Origin of the sequence: Prochlorococcus marinus str. MIT 1013, assembly GCF_027359395.1 — a bacterium.
Lineage (GTDB): Bacteria > Cyanobacteriota > Cyanobacteriia > PCC-6307 > Cyanobiaceae > Prochlorococcus_B > Prochlorococcus_B marinus_E.
This window is the reverse complement of the sequence record NZ_CP114778.1, coordinates 88,909-109,524: the sequence shown is the minus strand read 5'-3', so window position 1 is coordinate 109,524 and position 20,616 is coordinate 88,909. Positions and strand designations below refer to the sequence as shown.

Sequence of the window (20,616 nt, the reverse complement as noted above, 5' to 3'; positions counted from 1 at the left end):
ATGAAATTAATAAAACCAGTATCAACTTTATTAACATTAATCCCATCAATAGCCTACATTCCCATTCTCATAGAAATCATCAAAGGATTTCATATTGGGGGTCTAAATATCATATTTCTATTCATAAGATCAGCAATAAAACCATCGTTCAATCAAGAAGTAGTTAAAAGCGCATGGGAAGGACTTCAAATAACAATTGCTACTGCTTTAACCAGCTGGGTTATAAGTATGCTTATTGGAATTCTTTTAGGTGTACTATCTACAGATTTATTTTGGAAAAGTATTCCTAAATTTTCTTATTTAGGTAAATTCATAAAATACTCATTAGCAATTCCAAGATCAATACATGAAGTAGTCTGGGGCCTGCTATTTATACAAATTTTAGGTTTGAATATTTGGGTGGCCATTATATCTATAGTCATTCCCTATTCAGCCTTAACAGCAAGAGTAATTTCAGAGCAACTAGATAGTTTTGACATACAACCTCTAATAGCAATTAAGAAAACTGGATCTAATGTTATAAGCTCATTTATAACTATTCTACTACCAAAGTTAATACCTATTGTATCTACATATGGAAATTACAGATTTGAATGTGCAATTAGAGGTGTAACATTACTTGGGATATTTGGATTAGGAGGTATAGGAACAGAACTATATCTAACTTTAAAATCCTTTGAGTTCAATGAAATGTGGACTTGTTTGTGGATGCTTTGGTTAGTTATGATTTTATTAGAGAAATTTATAAGATATTTAAGAAGTTATTTATCTGAAAATATTAGTTTTAAAAATTCTTTCTTAATTTCAATCTCAATATTTTCACTATCTCTATCATTAGGTATTAGTTGGCTTTATAATCTAAATTTTGAGATATTTACTCCATTAAGCTTTTCGTATTTAAATTTACCTTCATTCGTAGAGATAAGAAATGGATTTAATACCTTACCTCTTTTTAAACTAATCATTACAACAATTTTAATAACTTTTTTCGCGTCTGGGATTGCAATAGGGACACCTCCATTTTTACTAGTATTATTCCCAGGCAAATTCTCTCTAAAAGTTCAAAATCTTATTTGGATCTTCTTTAGATTGATACCTCCTCCATTGACCACTATACTTATTCTTCTTTTTACTAATCCTAATATATCTGTAGCCGCATTATCACTAGGAATTACACATATGGGTGTCATGGGAAGATTACTTACAGATAATATACTAAATCAAGATAAAAATATTTATCGAGCAATTAAAAGCAATGGTTCAAGCAAGAAATCAGCAACACTTTATGGAATATTAGCCCCCCAAAGTAATAGTTACTTAGCTTATGGAGCATATAGAATTGACGTAATTCTAAAGGAAACAGCAATTATAGGTGCAGTTGGAGGAGTAGGATTAGGGTGGCAATTACAGGAATCACTAAGTTCATTCGATTGGGCACAAGTCATGATAATAACTGCTACTTTCTCTTTATTAACAATGTCAGGAGAATTTTTATTTAACACTTCTCAAAATTATTGGTTAAAGAATTCAACCAACAATTTCATTAGTTAGTTATTTTATTCAACATATTGACTTATGAATAAATATCAGAAAAAATTAATCATAATTGGAGATAGTGGGGTTTACGGATGGGGAGATCTAGAGGGAGGGGGATGGTCTGAGAGATTAAGACAAAACTGGTTAAATCTAGATGGTGCACCTATCATTTATTCTCTTGGAATAAGAGGAGATGGATTAGAGAAAGTTGCTATAAGATATAAGAATGAGTGGGCATCAAGGGGAGAGTTAAGGAGAAAAGTTCCTGAAGGTATTTTGCTATCAATTGGATTAAATGATACAGCTAGAATTGGAAGAAAAGATGGCAGGCCCCAACTTTCCGAAGATGCTTTTAAATTTGGCTTAAAACAATTAGTAAACGAAATTAAGAATGAAGTACATATAATGGTTCTTGGGTTAACACCTGTTAATGAAGACTCAATGCCTTTTGCAGAATGTCTTTGGTATTCAAATCAAGCTTGCTCTAAATATGAAAATAAAATTGAAGAAACTTGCTTAGAATTAAATGTTCCGTTTTTATCTATCCATGAGAAAATGATCAACCTATTATCATTTAAAGAATTACTCTCATCAGATGGAATACATCTAAATACTAAGGGGCATAAATGGATTTATGGCCAAATTAGCGAATGGCCAGCACTGAAGAATTGGGCTGATTTAAAATAAACATTTCAAACAAACTTCAAATATAAAAAGATAGAAATAATAGCGGCTATAGATGTCTGGATAGAATTAACTAATTCATTAGTCATCCAATCAATCTTATTTTGAACTACTGCTCCAATATAACTTTCCAAAAATGTTGCTAAATAACCAGAGAAGAAGACTATAAAAGCAACAGATAGTCCAGAAATAATCGATAGATTAAGCATAAAAACAGTCATAATAAAACTTCCTAACAAACCAGCCATTGAACCTTCGATACTTATTGCCCCCTCTGTTCCTGGTGATACTGACTTTAAAGTCGTAATTAGAAAAGTTCTTTTACCAAATCTTTTACCAATTTCACTTGAAAAGGTATCGGAAAGTTTTGCACTGAAACTAGAAGCAAAACCTACCATGAATAAATTTAAAAAATTTGGCCAAAGACAACTTAATAAGGCGAGTGAGCAACCTGTTGCTGCAGACCCCCATACATTTTCAGGGCCACGTTGACCACCTCTTGCTTCAGCAATCCCTCGGGAAGCCTTATTTTTGTATCCAATTTTTGTAACTAAAGTTCCCAACAAGAGATAGACACAAACTGATATCCAACCATTCCAACCAATAGATCCTAATAAAAGTGTTCCAAGTATTCCAGCATGAATCCATCCTTTCTTAGTTAAAAATGGAAGCCTATGTCCTACAAATATCAACAAGAAATTAATCAAAAAAGCATTAATCCAAATACCGCTTATAGAAGAGAAGTTAGCCATCGTTCATAACCAGCATGCCTATTTCTAAACAATAGACGGTTTTATGATCAAAAATATTCAATCTTAAAGGGATGATTTAAGTCTTCTCCATGAAGTCATTAACTGACAGGCACTTACGGCAGCTGTTGATGTCCTCAAAATAGTTTCTCCCATAGATACCCCAGACAAGCCAGAGTCAAAAGCTAATGCCTCTTCATCTTTATTCCAGCCTCCCTCTGGGCCAACCACCACCCAAACTTGATTGACTTTATGTGGTGTTTCTTTTAACCAATTTACACAATCTTGCAAGTTTTGAATGCGTGTTGTGGCAAATCCTATTTGAGCTTCGGAAGGCAAATCATTTATCCAATTGGGAAATGTCAATGCCTGCATTAGTTCTGGACTCCAGAGCCTTTCAGATTGCTCAACGGCTTCATGAATAATCTTTTGAAATCTAATAATTTTTTCGTTATTGCATTCTTTAACTACTGATCGTTTTGAAATTAATGGTTGAATAATGTCAACTCCTATCTCACAACTCATTTGCAAAAAAGTTTCAAACCCCTTTTTAGGAATAACTACAGCAATGCCTATTAATGGTCTCTCTCTTGAAACGACTTGAAGAGGTTTATCAAAACCATTGGTAAGTCTTATAGTTTTTTTTTCAACGATTTTTGCGGACCAAAGATGACCTTTTCCATCAATAACCTCTAAAAGATCTTCCGATTTCATCCTCATAACCCTAGATAAATAATGTGATTCATTAGAGGTCAATATCAACTCTCCATTTGAATCGATTTCATTACTTAATCGATTTGGATTTATAAATAATCTTCTTTTCTCAGCCATAGAAAATTAATCTATAGAAGAAAAAATTGCATCAGGATGTTCTTCTACTGGCCAATCTTGATTGACTCCTCCGATAATTAGTTCTTCTATTTTCACAATATCAACATCCATTTGTTTTAGTACATTTATCAAAACATCAATTGCGATGAGGTCAGAAGTACCAAAATCGACCCAACATCTAGCCCAACACTCATTAAATTCAAATTCTCCAAGATTATGCATTAATGATGAAAGACTAGAGGATGTATTGTCATTTTCATAGCTCATCCAACTGACATCAGAACCCATTTCATGCGTTTGCAAATTTTCAGAATTAAATCCCCCAAGTCTGCCTAGCACATACCAAGAATCAAAAATACCATCGACGTATTCTTTTTCTCCCTTACCTGGGACCTCTGAATATCTAAGCCATATCCAACAATTGAAAGGATCAACTTCACGAAATCGAACTTCCATAAACAATAGATCTTAAAAAAGAAAAACTAAAAGATATCAAACATAATCTAATGTAAATTGATTAAAGAAAATTTAAAAATCTTTATTTAATTGATCAAAGCCTCAATAAAAAAGAATGCTTAGTTTAAAAAATATTTATTACCATCCCTCAACAGCAGAGAAACCAATCCTAAGAGATTTGTGTTTAAAATCAAATACTGGAAAAATCACAATAGTTAGAGGGCCCAGTGGAAGTGGAAAAACTACATTGGTAGAAATCATTAGCGGTCTATCGGGATATCAAAAAGGAGAGATAACATGGTTCAACAAAATTCTAAGTGCACGCCAGCGCAGGTGGTTATGCGGATTAGTTTTTCAATTTCCAGAAAGATATTTTCTTGGATTATCGGTAGCTCAAGAATTACGTCTTGGACATAAGAGGTTAACGACTGAAGAACAAATTTCAGCTCTCACAAAAGTGGGGTTGATCAACTTAGATTTAAAGAAGCCGCCAGAATCTCTTAGTGGAGGACAACAACGACGACTAGCGATTGCTGTTCAACTATTAAGGAATCCAAAAGTACTTTTATTGGACGAGCCAACAGCAGGTTTAGATTGGTCAGTGAGAAACGGAATTATAGAGTTACTCTCAAAGCTTAAATACAAGCAAACTATTTTAATAGTGACACATGAACCCGAACTTTTTAAAAATTTGAATGCCGACAATTATGAGTTGCACAATGGTCAACTTATCCCTGAGTAAACAATTCAACTAATCAATGACAGATTTACTAGTTAGAGCTACTGCTGCGAAAGGAGGGATAAGGCTAGTCGCCGTATCAACAACTGAATCAACAAAAGAAGCAAAAGAAAGACATTCTCTTTCATATTTAACTTCTGCAATTGTAGGTAGGGCCATGAGTGCAAGCCTATTGCTTGCAAGCTCAATGAAGGTAAATCATGGAAGGGTGACTTTGAGGATAAGCTCAAATGGACCACTAAAAGGATTAACTATTGATGCGGGTAGAGATGGAAGTGTGAGAGGTTATGTTGGCGATCCAAGTCTGGAATTAGACCTAATTAAAAATAAAACCAATCACTATACATTTGATTTTAAAAAAGCTACAGGTATTGGCTATCTTCACGTTATTAGAGATGATGGTAAAGGTGAGCCGCACAACAGCACAGTTGAATTAATTAATGGAGGTATAGGTGAAGACATAGCTTCCTATTTATTACATTCTGAACAAACTCCATCAGCTGTGTTTGTTGGAGAAAGAATTAATCAGGGTGGAATAGTTTGTAGTGGAGGACTTTTAGCACAAATACTACCCAAAGCAGAACGAGACTATTCATTGATAGCCCTGCTTGAAGATCGATGTAAAGAAATCAACTCTTTTAGTGAATTATTAAAGAAAAAAGGGACTAACCTTATTTCTCTAATTGAAGAAATTTTTCCTGATCTTGATCAATCACATTCCGATATTATTAGCACATCTCAAGCAGTTCGTTTTAAATGTAGATGCTCAAAAGAAAGAAGCTTATCAGCATTGAAAATATTGGGAAAAAAAGAACTTCAGGAAATGATAAAGGAGGATGGGAAAGCAGAACTTACATGTCAATTCTGCAAAAATGTTTATCTTGTTAACGAGGATGAATTGATATCTTTAATCGATTAAAGGATTAATCAAGAAAAATCACTCCTAACCAAAGTAAAAACACTGCGGGTATCGCCTCAAATTTATCTGAAGACAATGATCCAGCGTTATCGATAAATGATTGAGCACCTCCCAGAAGCAATGCACCAGATAGGAGTCCAATACTAAGAAGAAGAATGCACCAGAGGATAGAGGAAAAGAAAGGCCTACCTCTACGAGCCTGACTAATGAATAAGCCTATTGTTGAAAATGAAAGTATTAATTCAACACTTTCAGAAGGCACAATTAAAACAAGTAAAAAAGTCAATATTCCAAGAGAAATTCTTATATTTAATTCTTGTCCAGAGGGCAACTCTAATCTTGGTAAAAAGTTAGATTTTGATGCCTGATATTTAGGAAGATTTAAATTTTTCAACTTAGTGAGAAGAGAACCAGGTCTTATTTCACCTACTTTCTTTTCATCATTTTCTTTCTTTGATGCAGTTATTGCCTCGTTACTTGCATTACCAAGTTGTCTTGACTTAAGACTTACCATTAGCAACGAATCATAGGCAGCTTCTATTTTTGCTTTAGTGATTTGGTCTTCTCCTGCCTCAATTAACTTTTTGTCCCTTGCTTCTTGAATAGCATCAAAACTTGCACCCTCATTTATTCCAAGTATTAAATATGGATCTTGTGAGTTCGAATTTGATTGTGAATTAGTGCCAGGATCCATAGATTTTCAAAAAAGATTTATGAGCTCTCTTTATTGATTAGATTTTAATATATTTTAGAGTGAAACAGGATCAACACCACTTACAACAGGAGCAACTGAGTTTAATTCCATTTCAGGATGATCTTCCTTTAACTGATTTAGATTCCATTCATTTTTAAAAAGCAGTACTGGTCTAAGCCAGGCGTCCTGAACCGTTTTGCAATTAAAAATTCTCCCAACCTCCTCTAAAGCGGGCCATCCCCCTTTTACCCATCTAGCCACTTGATAACCCATTGGTTCAAGCCTGGTTTCTACTCCATATTCACTAGAAAGTCTATGTTGTACTACCTCAAGCTGAAGCTGACCAACAGCGGCCAAAATTGGATCTCTTTTGCTTTGATCTTTATCGTAAAGAATTTGGACTGCCCCCTCCTCTCTTAATTCATTAACCCCTTTCCTAAAGTTCTTAAAAGCTGAGGGATTTGGATTTCTCAACCAACTAAATATCTCAGGGCTAAAACATGGGATGCCCTCGAATTCAACTCTCGGTCCGATAAATAATGTATCTCCTATAGAAAACATCCCTGGATTATTCAAACCAATAACATCACCAGGGTAAGCATCATCAACAACAGACCTATCTTGGCCAAAAATCTTTTGGGGCCTTGACAGCCTGATTTGTTTACCCGTCCTAGCATGTTGAACTGTCATATCTTTTTTAAACGTCCCACTGCATACCCGCACGAAGGCAACTCTATCCCTATGTTTTGGATCCATATTTGCTTGTAATTTAAATACAAATCCACTAAATGATTCTCTTGTAGGAACGATTGGGCCATCAAAGCTATTTCGAGCAACGGGTCCCTGAGATAGCTCAAGAAAATTATCTAAAAATGGCCTAACCCCGAAATTGGTCATTGCAGATCCAAAAAACACAGGGGTTAAATCGCCAGATAAGATTAATTCTTGATTCAAGTCACAACCAGCCTCATCCAGGATCTCAATCTCTTCTAGTGCTTTTATCAATAGTTCTTCTTCTACTAAGTTTTTAAGTTCAGGATCATTAATTTTTAAACGAATTTCACTAGATTGCTTTCCTCGTTCCGCTCTAGAAAATAAAACAACTTCCTTGGTTGAACGCTCAACAACACCTCTAAAAAACTCACCACTCCCTATTGGCCAATTTACTGCAAAAGTTGATAATCCTAATTCAGACTCAATCTCATCTAATAATTCCAGAGGTTCTTGACCAGGTCTATCCATCTTATTGATGAATGTAAATATTGGGATTTGACGCATTCTGCAAACCTCAAAAAGCTTCCTTGTTTGAGGTTCAAGACCTTTTGCCGCATCTTCAAGCATTACAGCATTATCAGCAGCTGCAAGTGTCCTATAAGTATCTTCCGAGAAGTCTTGGTGACCAGGAGTGTCTAATAGATTTATCGTCTTATCTTTATAAGCAAATTGTAAAACAGTTGATGTAATTGATATGCCTCTTTGTTTTTCAAGCTCCATCCAATCAGAAGTAACTTTTCTCTGTTCTCCTCTTGCTTTTACTGCTCCTGCTTGTTGAATAGCTCCACCATAAAGTAAAAGTTTTTCTGTCAGAGTAGTTTTCCCTGCATCAGGGTGGGAAATAATTGCAAAATTTCTTCTTTTACCAACCTCCTTACTTAAAGATACAGTTAATTCTTCTTCTTGATTAAGATCTAAATTAGTCTTGTCTTGAGGAGTTGATTTCATTATTTTTTTTGGTTGTTCAATTGTTCAGGAAAAAGATTAAATACACCCAATAATCTCAAAATAAAGCTCATCAATTTGAAAAACCTCTAATTGAGATAACCCTGCATCAAGTATTTGTTGAGTTACTTCATTAACTGTAAATGATGCTTTAAGAGATGCATAAAAATCCTTTTTTAGAATTTCTGGAGAATTTAAAAGATGTTTTTCTTTTATATCAAATGCTTTTTCTAGAGAAGGAGGCCTTATTAAATCACGATGAATATGAATACACTTAGTTTTACCTAGTTTTTTTAATGCACCCCAAAACCTAGAAGGATCATGAAAATGATGTAAGGCGCTATTACTTACTAGGACATCAGCCTTAAGAGGAAAATCTATTTCACCTGTGGCCAATGAATTAATTTCAATCAATTCATAAGTAAGATTCTTAGTAAGGTTGTTAGAAAGTTTTTTTTCTGCTTCATGTAACATTCCCTTTGAGCCATCAATCCCCACAACTTTTACAAAGGGCCAATTTTCAGCAATTCTCTCCGCAATATTCCCAGGTCCACATCCAATATCAAAAATCAAATCATTATTATTAAGAGTTCTTCCTATTTTTGTTAAATATTTTTCAAGAGATTTAACAACCATTGAATCGCTTCTAGAGAAATCCGCATCTGCATAAGCCCTTACCTGCGAAGGGCTTTGCATGAGTTCAGGTTCAGGTGTTCTCTTCATAAATAAAAGAAAAAATTTGTTTTCTCCCTTGGAGCCCTGTAGATGGTGTTAAAAAAACTTGCTAACGCTATACATGGCGTTACCGTGGTACTTACCAAGGGATACAAAGATTTTGACAATCGCAACAAGCCAGCCCGAAACCAATAATTCAGCATCGGGGAAAAAAAATGTTTCGACTGATTTTCCAATAACTGCACCTGCAGCTAATCCTGTCTTTTACAGAACATATAGTAGAAAACTTCCAGCAGGTCGTGAAAGCTGGGAACAAGTAAATAAAAGAAACCTTGATGGTCTAAAAGAGCTTGGTGGATTAAACGAAACAGAAATAAATTTAATGAAAAGAATGCAACAGGAGAAAAAAGCTCTTCCCTCAGGAAGATGGCTTTGGATAGGCGGAACAGAATGGATTGAGAAAGAAAAGAATTTTTCTGGAGCCTACAATTGCACCTCAACAAATCTTGTTGATTGGCAAGCCTTTGGACTCATGATGGATTTAGCCATGATGGGTTGTGGAACAGGAGCAATAATCGAACCTCACTTTATTGATCAACTCCCAGAGGTTCTTAATACAATAAATATTCAAAGTGTTTCCGATATTGGATTAACACCCTCTAAAGAGAGAAATGAAAAAACGACATTCTCTATTCAAGAAAACAATGTACTTATAAAAGTTGGAGATAGTAGACGTGGATGGGTTGATAGCTATCAAAAAATTCTTGAATTAAGTAGTGACGATAGTTTTAATTCTAAAGTAATTAATGTATCCATTGATTTAAAAGATGTAAGGCCAGCAGGTGAATCGCTAAAAGGGTTCGGAGGAATGGCAAACCCAGTCAAACTCAAAGATTTATATCCTCGTGTTACAAAACTTTTAAATAAAGCAATTGGAAGAAAACTAACCTCTATTGAATGTTGTCTTTTAATAGACGAGGCAGCCGTCACAATCGTTGCTGGCAATATCAGAAGAAGTGCAGGTATGCGTCAATTTTCTTCGCAAGATTTAGAAGCTGCTGGCGCTAAAGAAAATTTATGGAAGCAAGACTCAGATGGGAATTGGAGTATTGACCCAGAAAAGGATGCCTTAAGAATGGCCAACCATACTCGTGTTTACCATACCAAGCCTGAATTAAAAGTTCTTGTCGAAGCCGTTATTAAGCAATTTCATTCAGGAGAAGGAGCCATTCAATTTGCACCAGAAGCAATTGCTCGCTCTAATGCAGACATACTATCAACAGTAGAACTAAGGAATGAATTTATAGATATCTACTGTGATCAAGGAAAAGAGGAGGCCTCCAAATGGATTCAATCAAATTACGGTCCATTTGATGATAAAGAACTTTTTCACAGACTAAGTAGATATGGTCTTAATCCTTGCGGTGAAATTTTAGGCTCAGATTTTCACTGTAATCTTGCAGAAATCCATCTTAATCAAATTGATCCATTAGACATAAATCAACAAGAAGATGCCTTTAAAGCAGCAGCTTTGTCAGTTGCTTGTCTCCTTAACCATCGATTTGAAGTAGAGCGATACAGAAAAAGTCGGGAATGGGATCCCATTGTTGGGGTTAGCTTCACAGGACTTTTTGACTTTTTTGTTCATGCATTTGGGACACCCTGGTTAAAATGGTGGGAAGCCGGACGACCTGACACAAAAGAAGGAAAGGATTTCAAACTCAAAGAAGCTACTTTTTTGAGTCGATGGAGGAAGATCGTCAACGATACAGTATTTGATTATTGTGATAGACATAATATCCGCCGTCCAAGTCGTTGTACAACAGTTCAGCCTGCTGGTACAAAGAGTCTTCTAACAGGGGCTTCACCAGGTTGGCATCCGCCAAAAGCTCAGCGTTTTATTAGAAGAATTACTTTTAGGAAGAACGATCCAGTTGCATTAGCTTGCATGGATTATGGATACACAATCGTTCCTTCTCAATCAGATAAAGATGAAAATGGAAAGTTACTAGACAATCCATTTGATCCAAAATGTACTGAGTGGCTAGTTGAAATACCGACCGAGGTAAGTTGGGCAAACATCCCTGGTGCTGATGAAATAGATATCAATAACTTCTCAGCTCTTGCACAATTTGATTTTTATATGCAAGTTCAAACAAACTACACAGACCACAACACCTCTGCCACAATTGAATTCAGAGAGAATGAGATAGAGGAGTTAGCTAAAGCTCTTCATAGCTCAATTAATGAAAATAAAGGTTATATTTCAGCTGCCTTGCTTGCAAGGTTTGATGCAAATGCAACCTTCCCCAGACTTCCTTTTGAACCTATTGACGAAGAATGCTACACAAAACTGCAATCAGAGGTCATAAAAAGAAGAGAAAATTGTGATTTCTTTGATGCTCTTAGTCGATATGATCAAGGGGAGCTTACTGAAGCAGGTCCAGCAGGTTGCGATTCTGATAAATGCTTACTCCCACTAGCTAAACCATCTTAAGAGAAGCCATTCAAGCTTGAGTAGGGTATTTTAGTACCAACCTAAAGAAGTTACTGAACTAATCAAATAAGTTTACTTTTTCAAAGAAGTTTTAAAGATAATTGTCCAAATTAGAAAATTTAGCTAACTATTAAATATGTCTTGTGTCCTTAAAATTTAAATGACTACGACTAATAAACCATTAAAGCTAAGAGGAACAAGTACTAATGATGCACTTATTGATCAACTGAGAGCTTGTCAAAACCCAGATGAAATTCTCAAATTCGAGAAATGGTTCAATTCCAATATTGAATCTGAAAAACTTTATAAAAGAATTTGTGAACTATTAAAAAACAGAAGTATTTCCAGAGCCTTAGGATCTAAGTGGCTGCTAACACTTATTGAAGACAGAGAAAATACTATAAATAAGTTATCTGTTCAATAATTTTTTTATTTAGATCTACTAATCCATAATCAATTATATCTTCCTCTCATTTTTAGAAAGGAAATGGTCCTGATGCTCCGCTTGAAGCAGTAAAGCCTGAGAGAGCCCAAATCCCAAAAGAAAACAGCGCGCATCCTATAAAAAACATCAAATGAGCTACATAACGATATTTCTCTTTTTGACTAATACCCCCCTCCATAGGGAGGTCTCCAAGGAAACGAGATTGTGGGCTCTTGTTGCTTGCCATGAATGTGTTTTACCAATGTCTGAAATTATTGCACAAATAATCTCATTGACATTTATCCATACAGAGAATCTATAGGTTCTGAAATTTTTAAAGGTCTACAAGGATGCTCCTTAAAACTGAGTTAATAGCAAATAGGGATGAAATTATTGTTTGAGCAATTTTTTTAAGATTTCAGAACTTAATAAGGTAAGATTTCTAGTGGAGAGTTGGTCGAGTGGTTTATGGCTCTAGTCTTGAAAACTAGCATGGGGGCAACTCCATCGGGGGTTCGAATCCCCCACTCTCCGTTCCTTGTCGGGGAGTTTGGAGGTATTTAATTAAATACTTGTCCCTACTAATTTAAAAAGAACCCATATATAAGGTAAATCAATCAACGAACCTTAAAAACGATTTATTTTCGTGAATACATATATAAGTAAATCAAATATTTAATACCTATTAGAATTCCATAATTCTCATGATTTATCTATTTTTTCGTTAATGTATTTCGAATTGTAGGTTTTTTTAGATTTTTAAGACACCGATCTGATATCAATCGAACCAACCTAGTAAATCTTTAAGCTTTACTAGGTTGGTTTTCTTAAAAAACTCAGGAACCCATACCTTACATAATTAAATTAAAATGAAAGAAGAGCGTTACTTAAAAGACAGAGAAGCTATCGTAAGAGCTGATATTTGGAAAGAGATTACCTCTTCATGCAAAGGGCTTAGAACTGAGCTTGGGTATACAAATATCCAAATAGTTGAATTTCTAAAAGAAATAACAAAAACATTTGAAAGAGACCAACTCTGAATCCTGCATATCTAGATTGAGATTTTATCTTTAGCTTCTATTTTTCTATTGGTTTTAAAGCATCATCAATACTTTTTACTGCATTTGGAACACTATTAGAGGCAGACTCCAATCGCCAAAAGGCTCCTCGAAAGAGAGCACTAACATCACCCAAGCCTTTTAGCATATAATTTGGATTTCTCTTATAAGCTCTATCGGCTATTAAGGATGCCTTCCAAGGATTCCAAGAGGCAACGTTAACCATAGTTCTGTAAGCACTTGGCCAAGGATTATTGGGCAACAGAATTTCTAAATTTCTTAGATAAACATCTGCTTTTGAGGGTCTATTCAATAATATATTCAAAAGCGATAGGGACCATAAAGATTCAACATTTTCTGGGTCTGAACTTATTTTGGATAACGCCTTATCTCTAACAATATTTTGATATTTAAAATGCCCATCAAGCATATGTTCTATTTCTATTTCATCAAAAATCAATTTAATGCCTAATGGACCTTGCTCCATTCCATTTGCTAGTTCAATAAATCTATTATGAAATTCATTTTGCTTAAGTGAATTTGCATCTCTTTTCCATAAAGAATAACTTCCTTCTTTTTTTCTTGGAAATTCTCGAACTTTTTTGAAAAGAGAACTATCTCTAATCGCTTTATCTAGAGCTATTGAATTACTTGAAACTGAGCCTTGATCTCCCTCAGCTAAAATAATCCAATTAGAATATTTAATAACAGGTTCTATATGCAAAAGAGATTGCCCAAGTTGTCTGCCTAAAATATTTCCACCTTGCATTCTCCCAAAATAACTTACATTATGCTGATTAAGATCAGGAGTGCTGGGAACAACAATAACTGTCTCTTTTTCATCGAAGGATAGATCTGCTTTAACGATCGATATAATATCTTTAACGGGATAATATTTACTTGAATTATTTTCTAAATTTTTATACTTATTAATAGAATTGGAAAATAAAAAGCTTATAGGAGCAATCAATAATAAACAATAATATTTGAATCTAAAATAAGTATCTAGCCAATTAACCCACTTGCTGAATCCTAGCGCTAAAAGTATAATAATTAATGGGATACTACATGCAATATATCTTTGATCCTTATTAGGAATTAAAGTTGTAAAAGTCCAGGATGTAATTAAATTATAATAGATCCATGTCCATTTATAATTATTTTGATCAAAAATATCCACTAATTTTGCTGAAGATTTAAAAGATCTTATATAGGTTAAAAAGGAAAATATTATTCCTGATAAGCCAAAAAAGAAAATGATACTTCCAAACTGATTCTCTAAATACGGAAAGTACCAGAAAATACTTTTAAATCCCAAAACAAATGGATCACCTTCTATCGCAGCTGATTCAAAAACGGCTCTGTAAGTTCCACTTAATATCATTATCCAATTGTGATAAAACCATGGTAAAATTGCTAAAAGATTGAGAAAGATTAAACATAAAAATTGTAATCTAAATTTTTCATCTCTTTTAAAACAAAGAATAAAAATGAATAATAAAGAAGGTATGACAATTAATAGAGAGCTTTGCTTAATCAATAAAGAAGAAGCGCATGCAAAAGCAGCGATTATCAATTGAATCCATTTACCTCCAATTGATTTATCACTCCACCTTCCTAGATGAAACAAATAAAATGTAATAGAGGAGATTAAAGGTAACTCCAACACATAATCAGTTCTTAGATGAAACAAGAAAGGAGAAAATGCACTAATAAGAACACAAAAAAGTGCAAATTTTTTTCCTCTCAAATAAAGTCCCCATGAAGCAATATTAAAGAGCAAAAATCCATTCCAAAAACTTAAGGACCATGCAGCTTCATGAGGGGCATCGCCAGCCAAGGCAATTAAGGCTCCATTGATTATTGAAGCCAAAGGAGGAATCTTTGGAGATTTATCTAATAAAGAACTAAAGTCTGAGGCACCATCTCCACCAAAAAAAGAAAGTGCACGTGCATGGTCAAGGGCACTATTCAAATAATCAGCCTGATCCCATGAAGGCGTATTGCTATAAAAATTCCACCAAATCCGGTCAGAGAAGGTGGCTATGATCCATATAAATAAAACTGAAATCCAAAAAATATATTTAGAGTGATTAATATTTTTCTTAATAAGCATACTATTCAATAACATTCTAATGTCTCACTTGTTTTTTTATTAGTGACACTATTTATTCCATCGGCAATAATACATAGCTTTTTTTTAACATCATTTGCGATTAATACATCAGTAAAATCGGCACCTTTAATAATAACGTTTTCAAATTTAGCATTATAAGCAAAAGCGCCTTCTAATATGCTATTTGAAAGGTTAGCACCGTTAAGTATGGCCGCATCCATTGTTACATCTCTCATATTTGTATTACTTAGGTTAGCGTTTTCAAGCTTTGCATCAAAAAAACTAGCTCCTTGAAGATCACTACCTGAAAAATCAGCATCTTGGAGATCACTTAAATAGAAAGTCGCACCTTTCAAATCGGTATTAGAGAAATCAGCGCCTATCAAGGTTTGCTTTCCATAGTCCAAGGCTGAATAAGCTGGAAGCGAATAAAAGAAAAACAGAAACGAGCTTACAAAAAAAAGAAGACCTTTAAACATAACTTTCTAATAGCTACCAATAATTATATTTTAATTCAAAAAGGGGCTAACAGTTAAATATTGAATTTAATATATATTAGAGTAATAATATCACTAATATAATCTCTCCTAAATCATATAAAATAAATCAATATATTGATCTTAATACTTAAATAAATTGATTTAAATATTATCTTATAAAATATTCCATGATAAAGCTTTAATAAAAAAGAATAAACGCGATACAAATTAATCAGATTTTCTAAATACCTAAACCCTAAGCCTATGATTTATTATATATTTTATATATCAAAAAAATAATTCTCTAAATCTTACAAATTTTAAATATACAAGTTCCTAAAAATGATTAACAAACCATATGAAGTCATTATCATCGGTTCTGGCGCAACAGGAGGAATGGCTGCTCTCACAATGGCCAAGGCAGGCGTAAGAGCATTAGTAATTGAAAGGGGGCCTGAACTAGAAATTAAGCAAGCGACAGGAACAGAGCCTTGCAATATGATTCGGAGACTGATAGGCGTAACAACTGGAAATTATCAAAATCAACCTCAGCATCCAGGCTTCTGGAAATCAAATCCTTTACTATACGCAAACAAACAAGCAAATCCTTACACCCACCCACCAGAAGCTCCGTTTATGTGGACGCAAGGCAATCAAGTTGGTGGAAGAAGCCTTACTTGGGGAGGAATAACCTTAAGATTAGCCCACGAAGATTTTGAAGTCTCAAAAGGGAAAGAATACAACCTTGAATGGCCTATTAGCTATAAAGATCTTGAGTCACATTATTCAGAAATAGAAAATTTTCTAAAGATATATGGCAACAAAGATGATCTCGATCAACTACCTAATGGTAAATATATTGGCAAACTTCCATTCACAGAAAGTGAAGAAATATTCGCATCCAATATAAAAGAAAAACTAAATCTTCCCTTTATACATTCTAGAGGCTTTGGAGCCAATAAAGACAAAGGGAAATGGCCAAGATACAGCAGTTTAGGCAGCACATTAAAAGAAGCAACTAGGCTAGGCAAAGTAGAAATACTTTCAGATCATATTGTAGAGAAATTAGTATTAAATAAGGATAGAAAGTCTGCTAAAAGTGTTGTTATAGTAAATCAAAAAAATGGAGAGAGAAGTGAATTAGAAAGTAATTTAATAATATTATGTTCATCAACAATCCAAACAATTAGAATTCTATTAAGTTCCGAAGAAAGTAATAATTCAAATGGCCTAATTGATCCCTCCAACTCATTAGGAAAAAACTTAATGGATCATATATCAACCTGCAGGTTTTTCACTGTTCCAATCGATAAGCATTTGACAAATTATTCAAATAAAACTAATCATAATCTTTTAACAGGAGCTGGCAGCTTCTTTATTCCAATAGGTAGAGACCAATCTACTAAAAATAACTTTGTTGGAGGATATGGAATCTGGGGAGGAATTGATAGATTCGAACCACCATATTTTTTAAAAAAATATAAATACACAAAAACAGGATTCCTTATTGGTCATGGAGAAGTATTACCGAATCATAAAAACAGTGTTTCTCTTTCAAAAAGCAAAGATCTATATGATATTGCTATCCCACACATATCAATAGTTTGGCGCGAAAATGAAAAACGAATGGTTAAAGAAATGAACAACATGATCGAACTTATTATCAATTCTGGAAATGGAACTCTTATCCCAGCAAATGAAATCGTAAATATTCCATTTACCAAACAAATTCTAAATAAATCTGTTGCTATTAAAAACGATGCTCCACCCCCTGGCTATTACATACATGAGGTAGGAGGAGCGCCAATGGGAAATAATAAAGAAAAGAGCGTTTTAGACAATTGGAATCGTCTATGGGAATGCACTAATGTATTGGTAGTTGATGGAGCTTGCTGGCCAACATCATCTTGGCAAAGCCCAACCTTAACAATGATGGCAATAACTAAACGAGCCTGCGAAAAGGCGATTATGGATTTCAGAGGTTAAAAATATCATTTAAGTATTTCTCTGTTACGGCCCTATCATCAGAACCATTTTGAAAAAGAAAATTTGCGATAGCTGAGCTAATAAGTTTTGATTGATCCCAATTCTCGTTTCCACTTATAAAATCTTTCATGCCAACATAAAGAGCTTCGGGTACCTCAGCTTCAAGACTTATAGACATAAGGTCCAAGTCATCTTTTTCACAACATTTGACCTCTTCAATTTTTATCTCATCAAAACGAGTTTCAATTTGATTAAGCTCCATTTCCTTTTTTAAAAGTTCGAAATCTATGAGATAAGGATCTTAAATTTTCAATAAAACGTCAAAGATAAAGAAAAGCTTTACCAAGAATCTGAGACAGAACTAGACTCATTCTATAACTTGAGTTTTGGAGGAAGCATCTCAAAGAGAATGATTTTGTTCTACTAACGTATATAAGTGTAAATTACTATTAAAAAATCTATTGAATCCCACAAGCCCTTCACGAAAACTAGGTTTTTAGTTTTTTGTAGTGGAAAACTCTTCACCAGTTGTGGAAATCACCTGGGGAAAAGAGCGGAAACTAAACATTAAAAAAATGTATAAATAACGAGTCCCTTGCGTCGCATGCAAGAAAGAGACAAATGATTCTTTAATTTAAACCTATTTTTTTTATATTTGGCTTTTATTTAAAGAGCGAAGCGTGACAGGTCCTAAAGGATGCTCAGCATGTGGATAAGGAAAATGTTCATGAGAGTGTTCGTGTGCATTATTTTCTGCGCAAATATCTAGACAACCTTCTACATGATTATGGTGACTGATCTGCTCATATCCAACCTCACTTTCAAAACCTAATAAATTAGAGCGATATTTACATAAAGCACAATTCATAAAATTCTCTCCATGAAAAACTTCTTGAATTCTTTCCATAAAAGTATCAATAACTAAATCTTGGTCTGATAAGTAACCTGCGTGTAAAAAATTCACATCAGGATTATCATTTGCAACTTTCATAGAATGATTCCTAACACGACTTACCAAAACTCCAGAGAAAAGAAAATAAGGTAAGATAATCACTCTTTTGAAGCCTAATTTAAGAGCATTTCTTAGGCCAGGCTCAACGAGAGGGAAGGTTACTCCTGAAAAAACGGTTTCTCCCCATCCAAAACCAAATCCCTCAACAAGCATCCTTGTAATCTTACAAACATTTGAATTAGCATCTGGATCTGACGATCCCCTACCTGCTACAACAAGTAATGTTTCTGAAAGAGGAAATGCTGGATTACTATCAATTATTTCTTTGATTCTTGCTCCTGCTGCACCAATCATTAAAGAATTTATGCCAAGCTCCCTGCCATATTGAATGGGAAGTCCATTTCCAGCAGAGTATTTATTCAAAAGCGCAGGGATGTCATTTTTAGTATGTCCCGCAGCAAATAACATAGCGGGTAAAGCAATTACTCTCTCTACTTTCTTATTTCTAAGTTCGTCTAAGGCCTCACTGATTATTGGTCGATTGAATTCTAGGAATCCGAATGCAAGTGGAATATTGGGTACTCTAGATTTTATTTTATTTACTACATTTATAAACTCCTCTACTGCTCTAGTATCTCTACTCCCATGTCCGCATAAAACAATTCCAATATTAGATGGATATTGATAATTGATTGATGCCGAAGAAATCAAAATACTTTTAGCCAATAATCTACTTTAATTGAAGAAAGTTTTATAAAATATCAACTTAAGAAATTCATTATAGTAAAAGGAGCAAATTATTAAAAATTCACTGTCACTAATAAATCAAAATTCCAATGATAGTGATGTCCTTGGGGTTTTCGAAACTGTCAACACAGAATTATTCCAATTACTCAAATCATCCCAACAAACTTACAAACCATTTTTAGTATCTAGTGGAGGAACTACAAGTAGAGCAGCCGCAGATAAACATTTGATTTTAGACCTGAGAAAAAACTACCAAAACATATCTTTCGATTTAGACAAAAAGCATGTAGAGATTGAAGCTGGTGTAACGATGGGAGAGTTATCATCTTTTTTAAAAAAGCATCAAAGAAGTTTTCCAATTGGTTTGTCAGGGAAGACAGGAATGGGATATATCTTGACCGGTGGAATAAGTCCACTTAGTAAAAGCAGAGGGCTAGCAATTGATCAAATAATTGAAATTAAAGGTTTTTGGGGTAACGGAAAAGAATTTCATTTATTACGACCAAATACAAAAGAAGAATCAACTTCTGAATGGAAAGCCCTTTGCGGTGCAGCTATATTTCTTGGCATAATCACAAAAGTAAAGTTAAAAACTCAGCCACTAAGACCACTAATAAGTTGGACAGCGAATCTTACATTTTCTCAGCTATCTGAATGCATTAATCAAGCAGAAAGCTGGCCTAACTCACTTAGCTTTCAATGGATATGTGGAGAAGATATTTTTGCTCATGCAATTGGTGAAGTTAAAGATACTGGTGATGAGTCAATCTTGATTAATTTATTAGAAAGACTGCCTTTCTCGCGGAATCGAATCATTAATAAATTCAACGATATGAACTCTTTACCAAACTTAAGCTTAGGAAACAATAAAAATAATAATTCACACCATTCGGAAGTTCTTGGTTTACTTGGCCCTGCATGGCAAGAGAGTAATTCACAAGTTTTAAAAATCCTTAAAGATTTAATCAATAAAAGACCTAACAAATATTGTTATGTAGCTTCTCAACAATTAGGGGGGGTAACAAATTTAAATGATCTTGATACTTCATTTATTCATCGTGATGCGATATGGAAACCTTGGATTAATGGGGCTTGGGAAGCTAACGATCAAACGAAGAGAAAAAGATCCCTTGAATGGATGAAGGAGTGTTGGAATAATCTAGAGTTCATATGCCCTGGCGTGCATCTTGCGCAAATACATCCACATTTAGAGTGGCACGAAAAAGAATTATCATCAGCATTCAAAAATTGGCTTCCAAAATTACGAGAAATTAAAGCCATTTATGACCCAAGCAATGTAATGCCACCTTTGAATAATTAAATTTGTTTTATGCAAGAAATTTAAATCAGAATAA

General features: G+C 34.2%; 20 protein-coding genes and 1 tRNA gene. 10 read left to right on the top strand and 11 right to left on the bottom strand.

The annotated features are described in order from the left end of the window. A complete protein-coding gene (locus O5633_RS00525) occupies positions 1–1,551 on the top strand; it encodes a PhnE/PtxC family ABC transporter permease (RefSeq protein WP_269610052.1) in 1,551 nt (516 codons plus the stop codon). A gap of 24 nt (positions 1,552–1,575) precedes the next feature. Then, positions 1,576–2,223: a GDSL-type esterase/lipase family protein gene (locus tag O5633_RS00520; RefSeq protein ID WP_269610051.1), complete on the top strand. Its 648-nt coding sequence runs from the start codon at positions 1,576–1,578 to the stop codon at positions 2,221–2,223. A gap of 5 nt (positions 2,224–2,228) precedes the next feature. Here O5633_RS00520 and O5633_RS00515 read toward each other — a convergent pair whose 3' ends face one another. The 3 genes from O5633_RS00515 to O5633_RS00505 form a co-directional block, all read right to left on the bottom strand. After that, positions 2,229–2,972: a TIGR00297 family protein gene (locus tag O5633_RS00515; RefSeq protein WP_269610050.1), complete on the bottom strand. Its 744-nt coding sequence runs from the start codon at positions 2,970–2,972 to the stop codon at positions 2,229–2,231. Between the two features lie 63 nt (positions 2,973–3,035). After that, complete coding sequence (locus tag O5633_RS00510) at positions 3,036–3,800, bottom strand: 16S rRNA (uracil(1498)-N(3))-methyltransferase (RefSeq protein WP_269610048.1); 765 nt, start codon at positions 3,798–3,800, stop codon at positions 3,036–3,038. A 6-nt stretch (positions 3,801–3,806) separates the two neighbouring features. After that, a complete protein-coding gene (locus O5633_RS00505) occupies positions 3,807–4,256 on the bottom strand; it encodes a DUF3531 family protein (protein ID WP_269610046.1) in 450 nt (149 codons plus the stop codon). A gap of 115 nt (positions 4,257–4,371) precedes the next feature. Here O5633_RS00505 and O5633_RS00500 point away from each other — a divergent pair, with 115 nt between their 5' ends. Together O5633_RS00500 and hslO are read left to right on the top strand one after the other, a co-directional pair. After that, the gene (locus O5633_RS00500) at positions 4,372–4,998 is read left to right on the top strand and encodes an ABC transporter ATP-binding protein (protein ID WP_269610045.1); all 627 of its coding nucleotides are present in this window, start codon (positions 4,372–4,374) and stop codon (positions 4,996–4,998) included. A gap of 16 nt (positions 4,999–5,014) precedes the next feature. After that, positions 5,015–5,914 carry an Hsp33 family molecular chaperone HslO gene (gene hslO, locus O5633_RS00495; protein ID WP_269610044.1) on the top strand — a complete coding sequence of 300 codons (900 nt, stop codon included), beginning with the start codon at positions 5,015–5,017 and terminating at the stop codon, positions 5,912–5,914. Between the two features lie 4 nt (positions 5,915–5,918). Here the strand turns inward: hslO and O5633_RS00490 are convergent, their stop codons facing one another. Genes O5633_RS00490 through O5633_RS00480 form a run of 3 tightly spaced genes read right to left on the bottom strand, consistent with a single transcriptional unit; the run spans position 5,919 to position 9,050 of the window. Further along, entirely contained in the window at positions 5,919–6,608 is a 690-nt protein-coding gene (locus tag O5633_RS00490; protein WP_269610042.1) for a CPP1-like family protein, read from the bottom strand. A gap of 54 nt (positions 6,609–6,662) precedes the next feature. After that, positions 6,663–8,330: a peptide chain release factor 3 gene (locus tag O5633_RS00485; RefSeq protein ID WP_269610041.1), complete on the bottom strand. Its 1,668-nt coding sequence runs from the start codon at positions 8,328–8,330 to the stop codon at positions 6,663–6,665. A 36-nt stretch (positions 8,331–8,366) separates the two neighbouring features. Next, a complete protein-coding gene (locus O5633_RS00480; protein ID WP_269610040.1) occupies positions 8,367–9,050 on the bottom strand; it encodes a class I SAM-dependent methyltransferase in 684 nt (227 codons plus the stop codon). Between the two features lie 112 nt (positions 9,051–9,162). On the opposite strand from O5633_RS00480, the gene nrdJ reads away from it, so the two are divergent. Continuing rightward, a complete protein-coding gene (nrdJ, locus tag O5633_RS00475; protein WP_269611369.1) occupies positions 9,163–11,499 on the top strand; it encodes a ribonucleoside-triphosphate reductase, adenosylcobalamin-dependent in 2,337 nt (778 codons plus the stop codon). A 160-nt stretch (positions 11,500–11,659) separates the two neighbouring features. Then, positions 11,660–11,923 carry an RNA recognition motif-containing protein gene (locus O5633_RS00470; protein WP_269610039.1) on the top strand — a complete coding sequence of 88 codons (264 nt, stop codon included), beginning with the start codon at positions 11,660–11,662 and terminating at the stop codon, positions 11,921–11,923. Positions 11,924–11,975: 52 nt separating this feature from the next. On the opposite strand, the gene O5633_RS00465 is transcribed toward O5633_RS00470, so the two are convergent. Next, entirely contained in the window at positions 11,976–12,170 is a 195-nt protein-coding gene (locus O5633_RS00465; RefSeq protein ID WP_011293625.1) for a hypothetical protein, read from the bottom strand. Positions 12,171–12,370: 200 nt separating this feature from the next. Between O5633_RS00465 and O5633_RS00460 the strand changes: the two genes are divergently transcribed. Both O5633_RS00460 and O5633_RS00455 read left to right on the top strand, forming a co-directional pair. Beyond that, positions 12,371–12,457 (top strand) — tRNA-Ser (locus O5633_RS00460). Positions 12,458–12,792: 335 nt separating this feature from the next. Then, positions 12,793–12,963, top strand: a complete 171-nt coding sequence (locus O5633_RS00455; RefSeq protein ID WP_011295219.1) for a hypothetical protein — start codon at positions 12,793–12,795, stop codon at positions 12,961–12,963. Between the two features lie 37 nt (positions 12,964–13,000). Here O5633_RS00455 and O5633_RS00450 read toward each other — a convergent pair whose 3' ends face one another. Together O5633_RS00450 and O5633_RS00445 are read right to left on the bottom strand one after the other, a co-directional pair. Next, positions 13,001–15,097, bottom strand: a complete 2,097-nt coding sequence (locus O5633_RS00450; protein ID WP_269610037.1) for a hypothetical protein — start codon at positions 15,095–15,097, stop codon at positions 13,001–13,003. 5 nt (positions 15,098–15,102) lie between these two features. After that, positions 15,103–15,576, bottom strand: coding sequence for a pentapeptide repeat-containing protein (locus tag O5633_RS00445; RefSeq protein WP_269610036.1), 474 nt, complete (start codon positions 15,574–15,576; stop codon positions 15,103–15,105). 342 nt (positions 15,577–15,918) lie between these two features. Between O5633_RS00445 and O5633_RS00440 the strand changes: the two genes are divergently transcribed. Next, positions 15,919–17,562, top strand: coding sequence for a GMC oxidoreductase (locus O5633_RS00440; RefSeq protein ID WP_269610035.1), 1,644 nt, complete (start codon positions 15,919–15,921; stop codon positions 17,560–17,562). On the opposite strand, the gene O5633_RS00435 is transcribed toward O5633_RS00440, so the two are convergent. Together O5633_RS00435 and O5633_RS00430 are read right to left on the bottom strand one after the other, a co-directional pair. Beyond that, positions 17,552–17,824 carry a DUF2811 domain-containing protein gene (locus tag O5633_RS00435; protein WP_269610034.1) on the bottom strand — a complete coding sequence of 91 codons (273 nt, stop codon included), beginning with the start codon at positions 17,822–17,824 and terminating at the stop codon, positions 17,552–17,554. The two genes, O5633_RS00440 and O5633_RS00435, sit on opposite strands and share 11 nt — an antisense overlap. 387 nt (positions 17,825–18,211) lie before the next feature. Beyond that, positions 18,212–19,225: a sirohydrochlorin chelatase gene (locus O5633_RS00430; protein ID WP_269611368.1), complete on the bottom strand. Its 1,014-nt coding sequence runs from the start codon at positions 19,223–19,225 to the stop codon at positions 18,212–18,214. Positions 19,226–19,310: 85 nt separating this feature from the next. Between O5633_RS00430 and O5633_RS00425 the strand changes: the two genes are divergently transcribed. Beyond that, positions 19,311–20,582, top strand: coding sequence for an FAD-binding protein (locus tag O5633_RS00425; protein ID WP_332299687.1), 1,272 nt, complete (start codon positions 19,311–19,313; stop codon positions 20,580–20,582). Positions 20,583–20,616 lie beyond the last annotated feature (34 nt).

Bases quoted from the DNA above. Each gene is read 5' to 3' on its own strand.
- O5633_RS00435 (WP_269610034.1), bottom strand. From the start codon at position 17,824: ATGGAGCTTAATCAAATTGAAACTCGTTTTGATGAGATAAAAATTGAA.
- O5633_RS00470 (WP_269610039.1), top strand. From the start codon at position 11,660: ATGACTACGACTAATAAACCATTAAAGCTAAGAGGAACAAGTACTAAT.
- O5633_RS00465 (WP_011293625.1), bottom strand. From the start codon at position 12,170: ATGGCAAGCAACAAGAGCCCACAATCTCGTTTCCTTGGAGACCTCCCT.
- O5633_RS00520 (WP_269610051.1), top strand. From the start codon at position 1,576: ATGAATAAATATCAGAAAAAATTAATCATAATTGGAGATAGTGGGGTT.
- O5633_RS00450 (WP_269610037.1), bottom strand. From the start codon at position 15,097: ATGCTTATTAAGAAAAATATTAATCACTCTAAATATATTTTTTGGATT.
- hslO (WP_269610044.1), top strand. From the start codon at position 5,015: ATGACAGATTTACTAGTTAGAGCTACTGCTGCGAAAGGAGGGATAAGG.
- O5633_RS00445 (WP_269610036.1), bottom strand. From the start codon at position 15,576: ATGTTTAAAGGTCTTCTTTTTTTTGTAAGCTCGTTTCTGTTTTTCTTT.
- O5633_RS00490 (WP_269610042.1), bottom strand. From the start codon at position 6,608: ATGGATCCTGGCACTAATTCACAATCAAATTCGAACTCACAAGATCCA.
- O5633_RS00440 (WP_269610035.1), top strand. From the start codon at position 15,919: ATGATTAACAAACCATATGAAGTCATTATCATCGGTTCTGGCGCAACA.
- O5633_RS00485 (WP_269610041.1), bottom strand. From the start codon at position 8,330: ATGAAATCAACTCCTCAAGACAAGACTAATTTAGATCTTAATCAAGAA.
- O5633_RS00455 (WP_011295219.1), top strand. From the start codon at position 12,793: ATGAAAGAAGAGCGTTACTTAAAAGACAGAGAAGCTATCGTAAGAGCT.
- O5633_RS00510 (WP_269610048.1), bottom strand. From the start codon at position 3,800: ATGGCTGAGAAAAGAAGATTATTTATAAATCCAAATCGATTAAGTAAT.
- O5633_RS00505 (WP_269610046.1), bottom strand. From the start codon at position 4,256: ATGGAAGTTCGATTTCGTGAAGTTGATCCTTTCAATTGTTGGATATGG.
- O5633_RS00515 (WP_269610050.1), bottom strand. From the start codon at position 2,972: ATGGCTAACTTCTCTTCTATAAGCGGTATTTGGATTAATGCTTTTTTG.
- O5633_RS00500 (WP_269610045.1), top strand. From the start codon at position 4,372: ATGCTTAGTTTAAAAAATATTTATTACCATCCCTCAACAGCAGAGAAA.
- O5633_RS00525 (WP_269610052.1), top strand. From the start codon at position 1: ATGAAATTAATAAAACCAGTATCAACTTTATTAACATTAATCCCATCA.
- O5633_RS00480 (WP_269610040.1), bottom strand. From the start codon at position 9,050: ATGAAGAGAACACCTGAACCTGAACTCATGCAAAGCCCTTCGCAGGTA.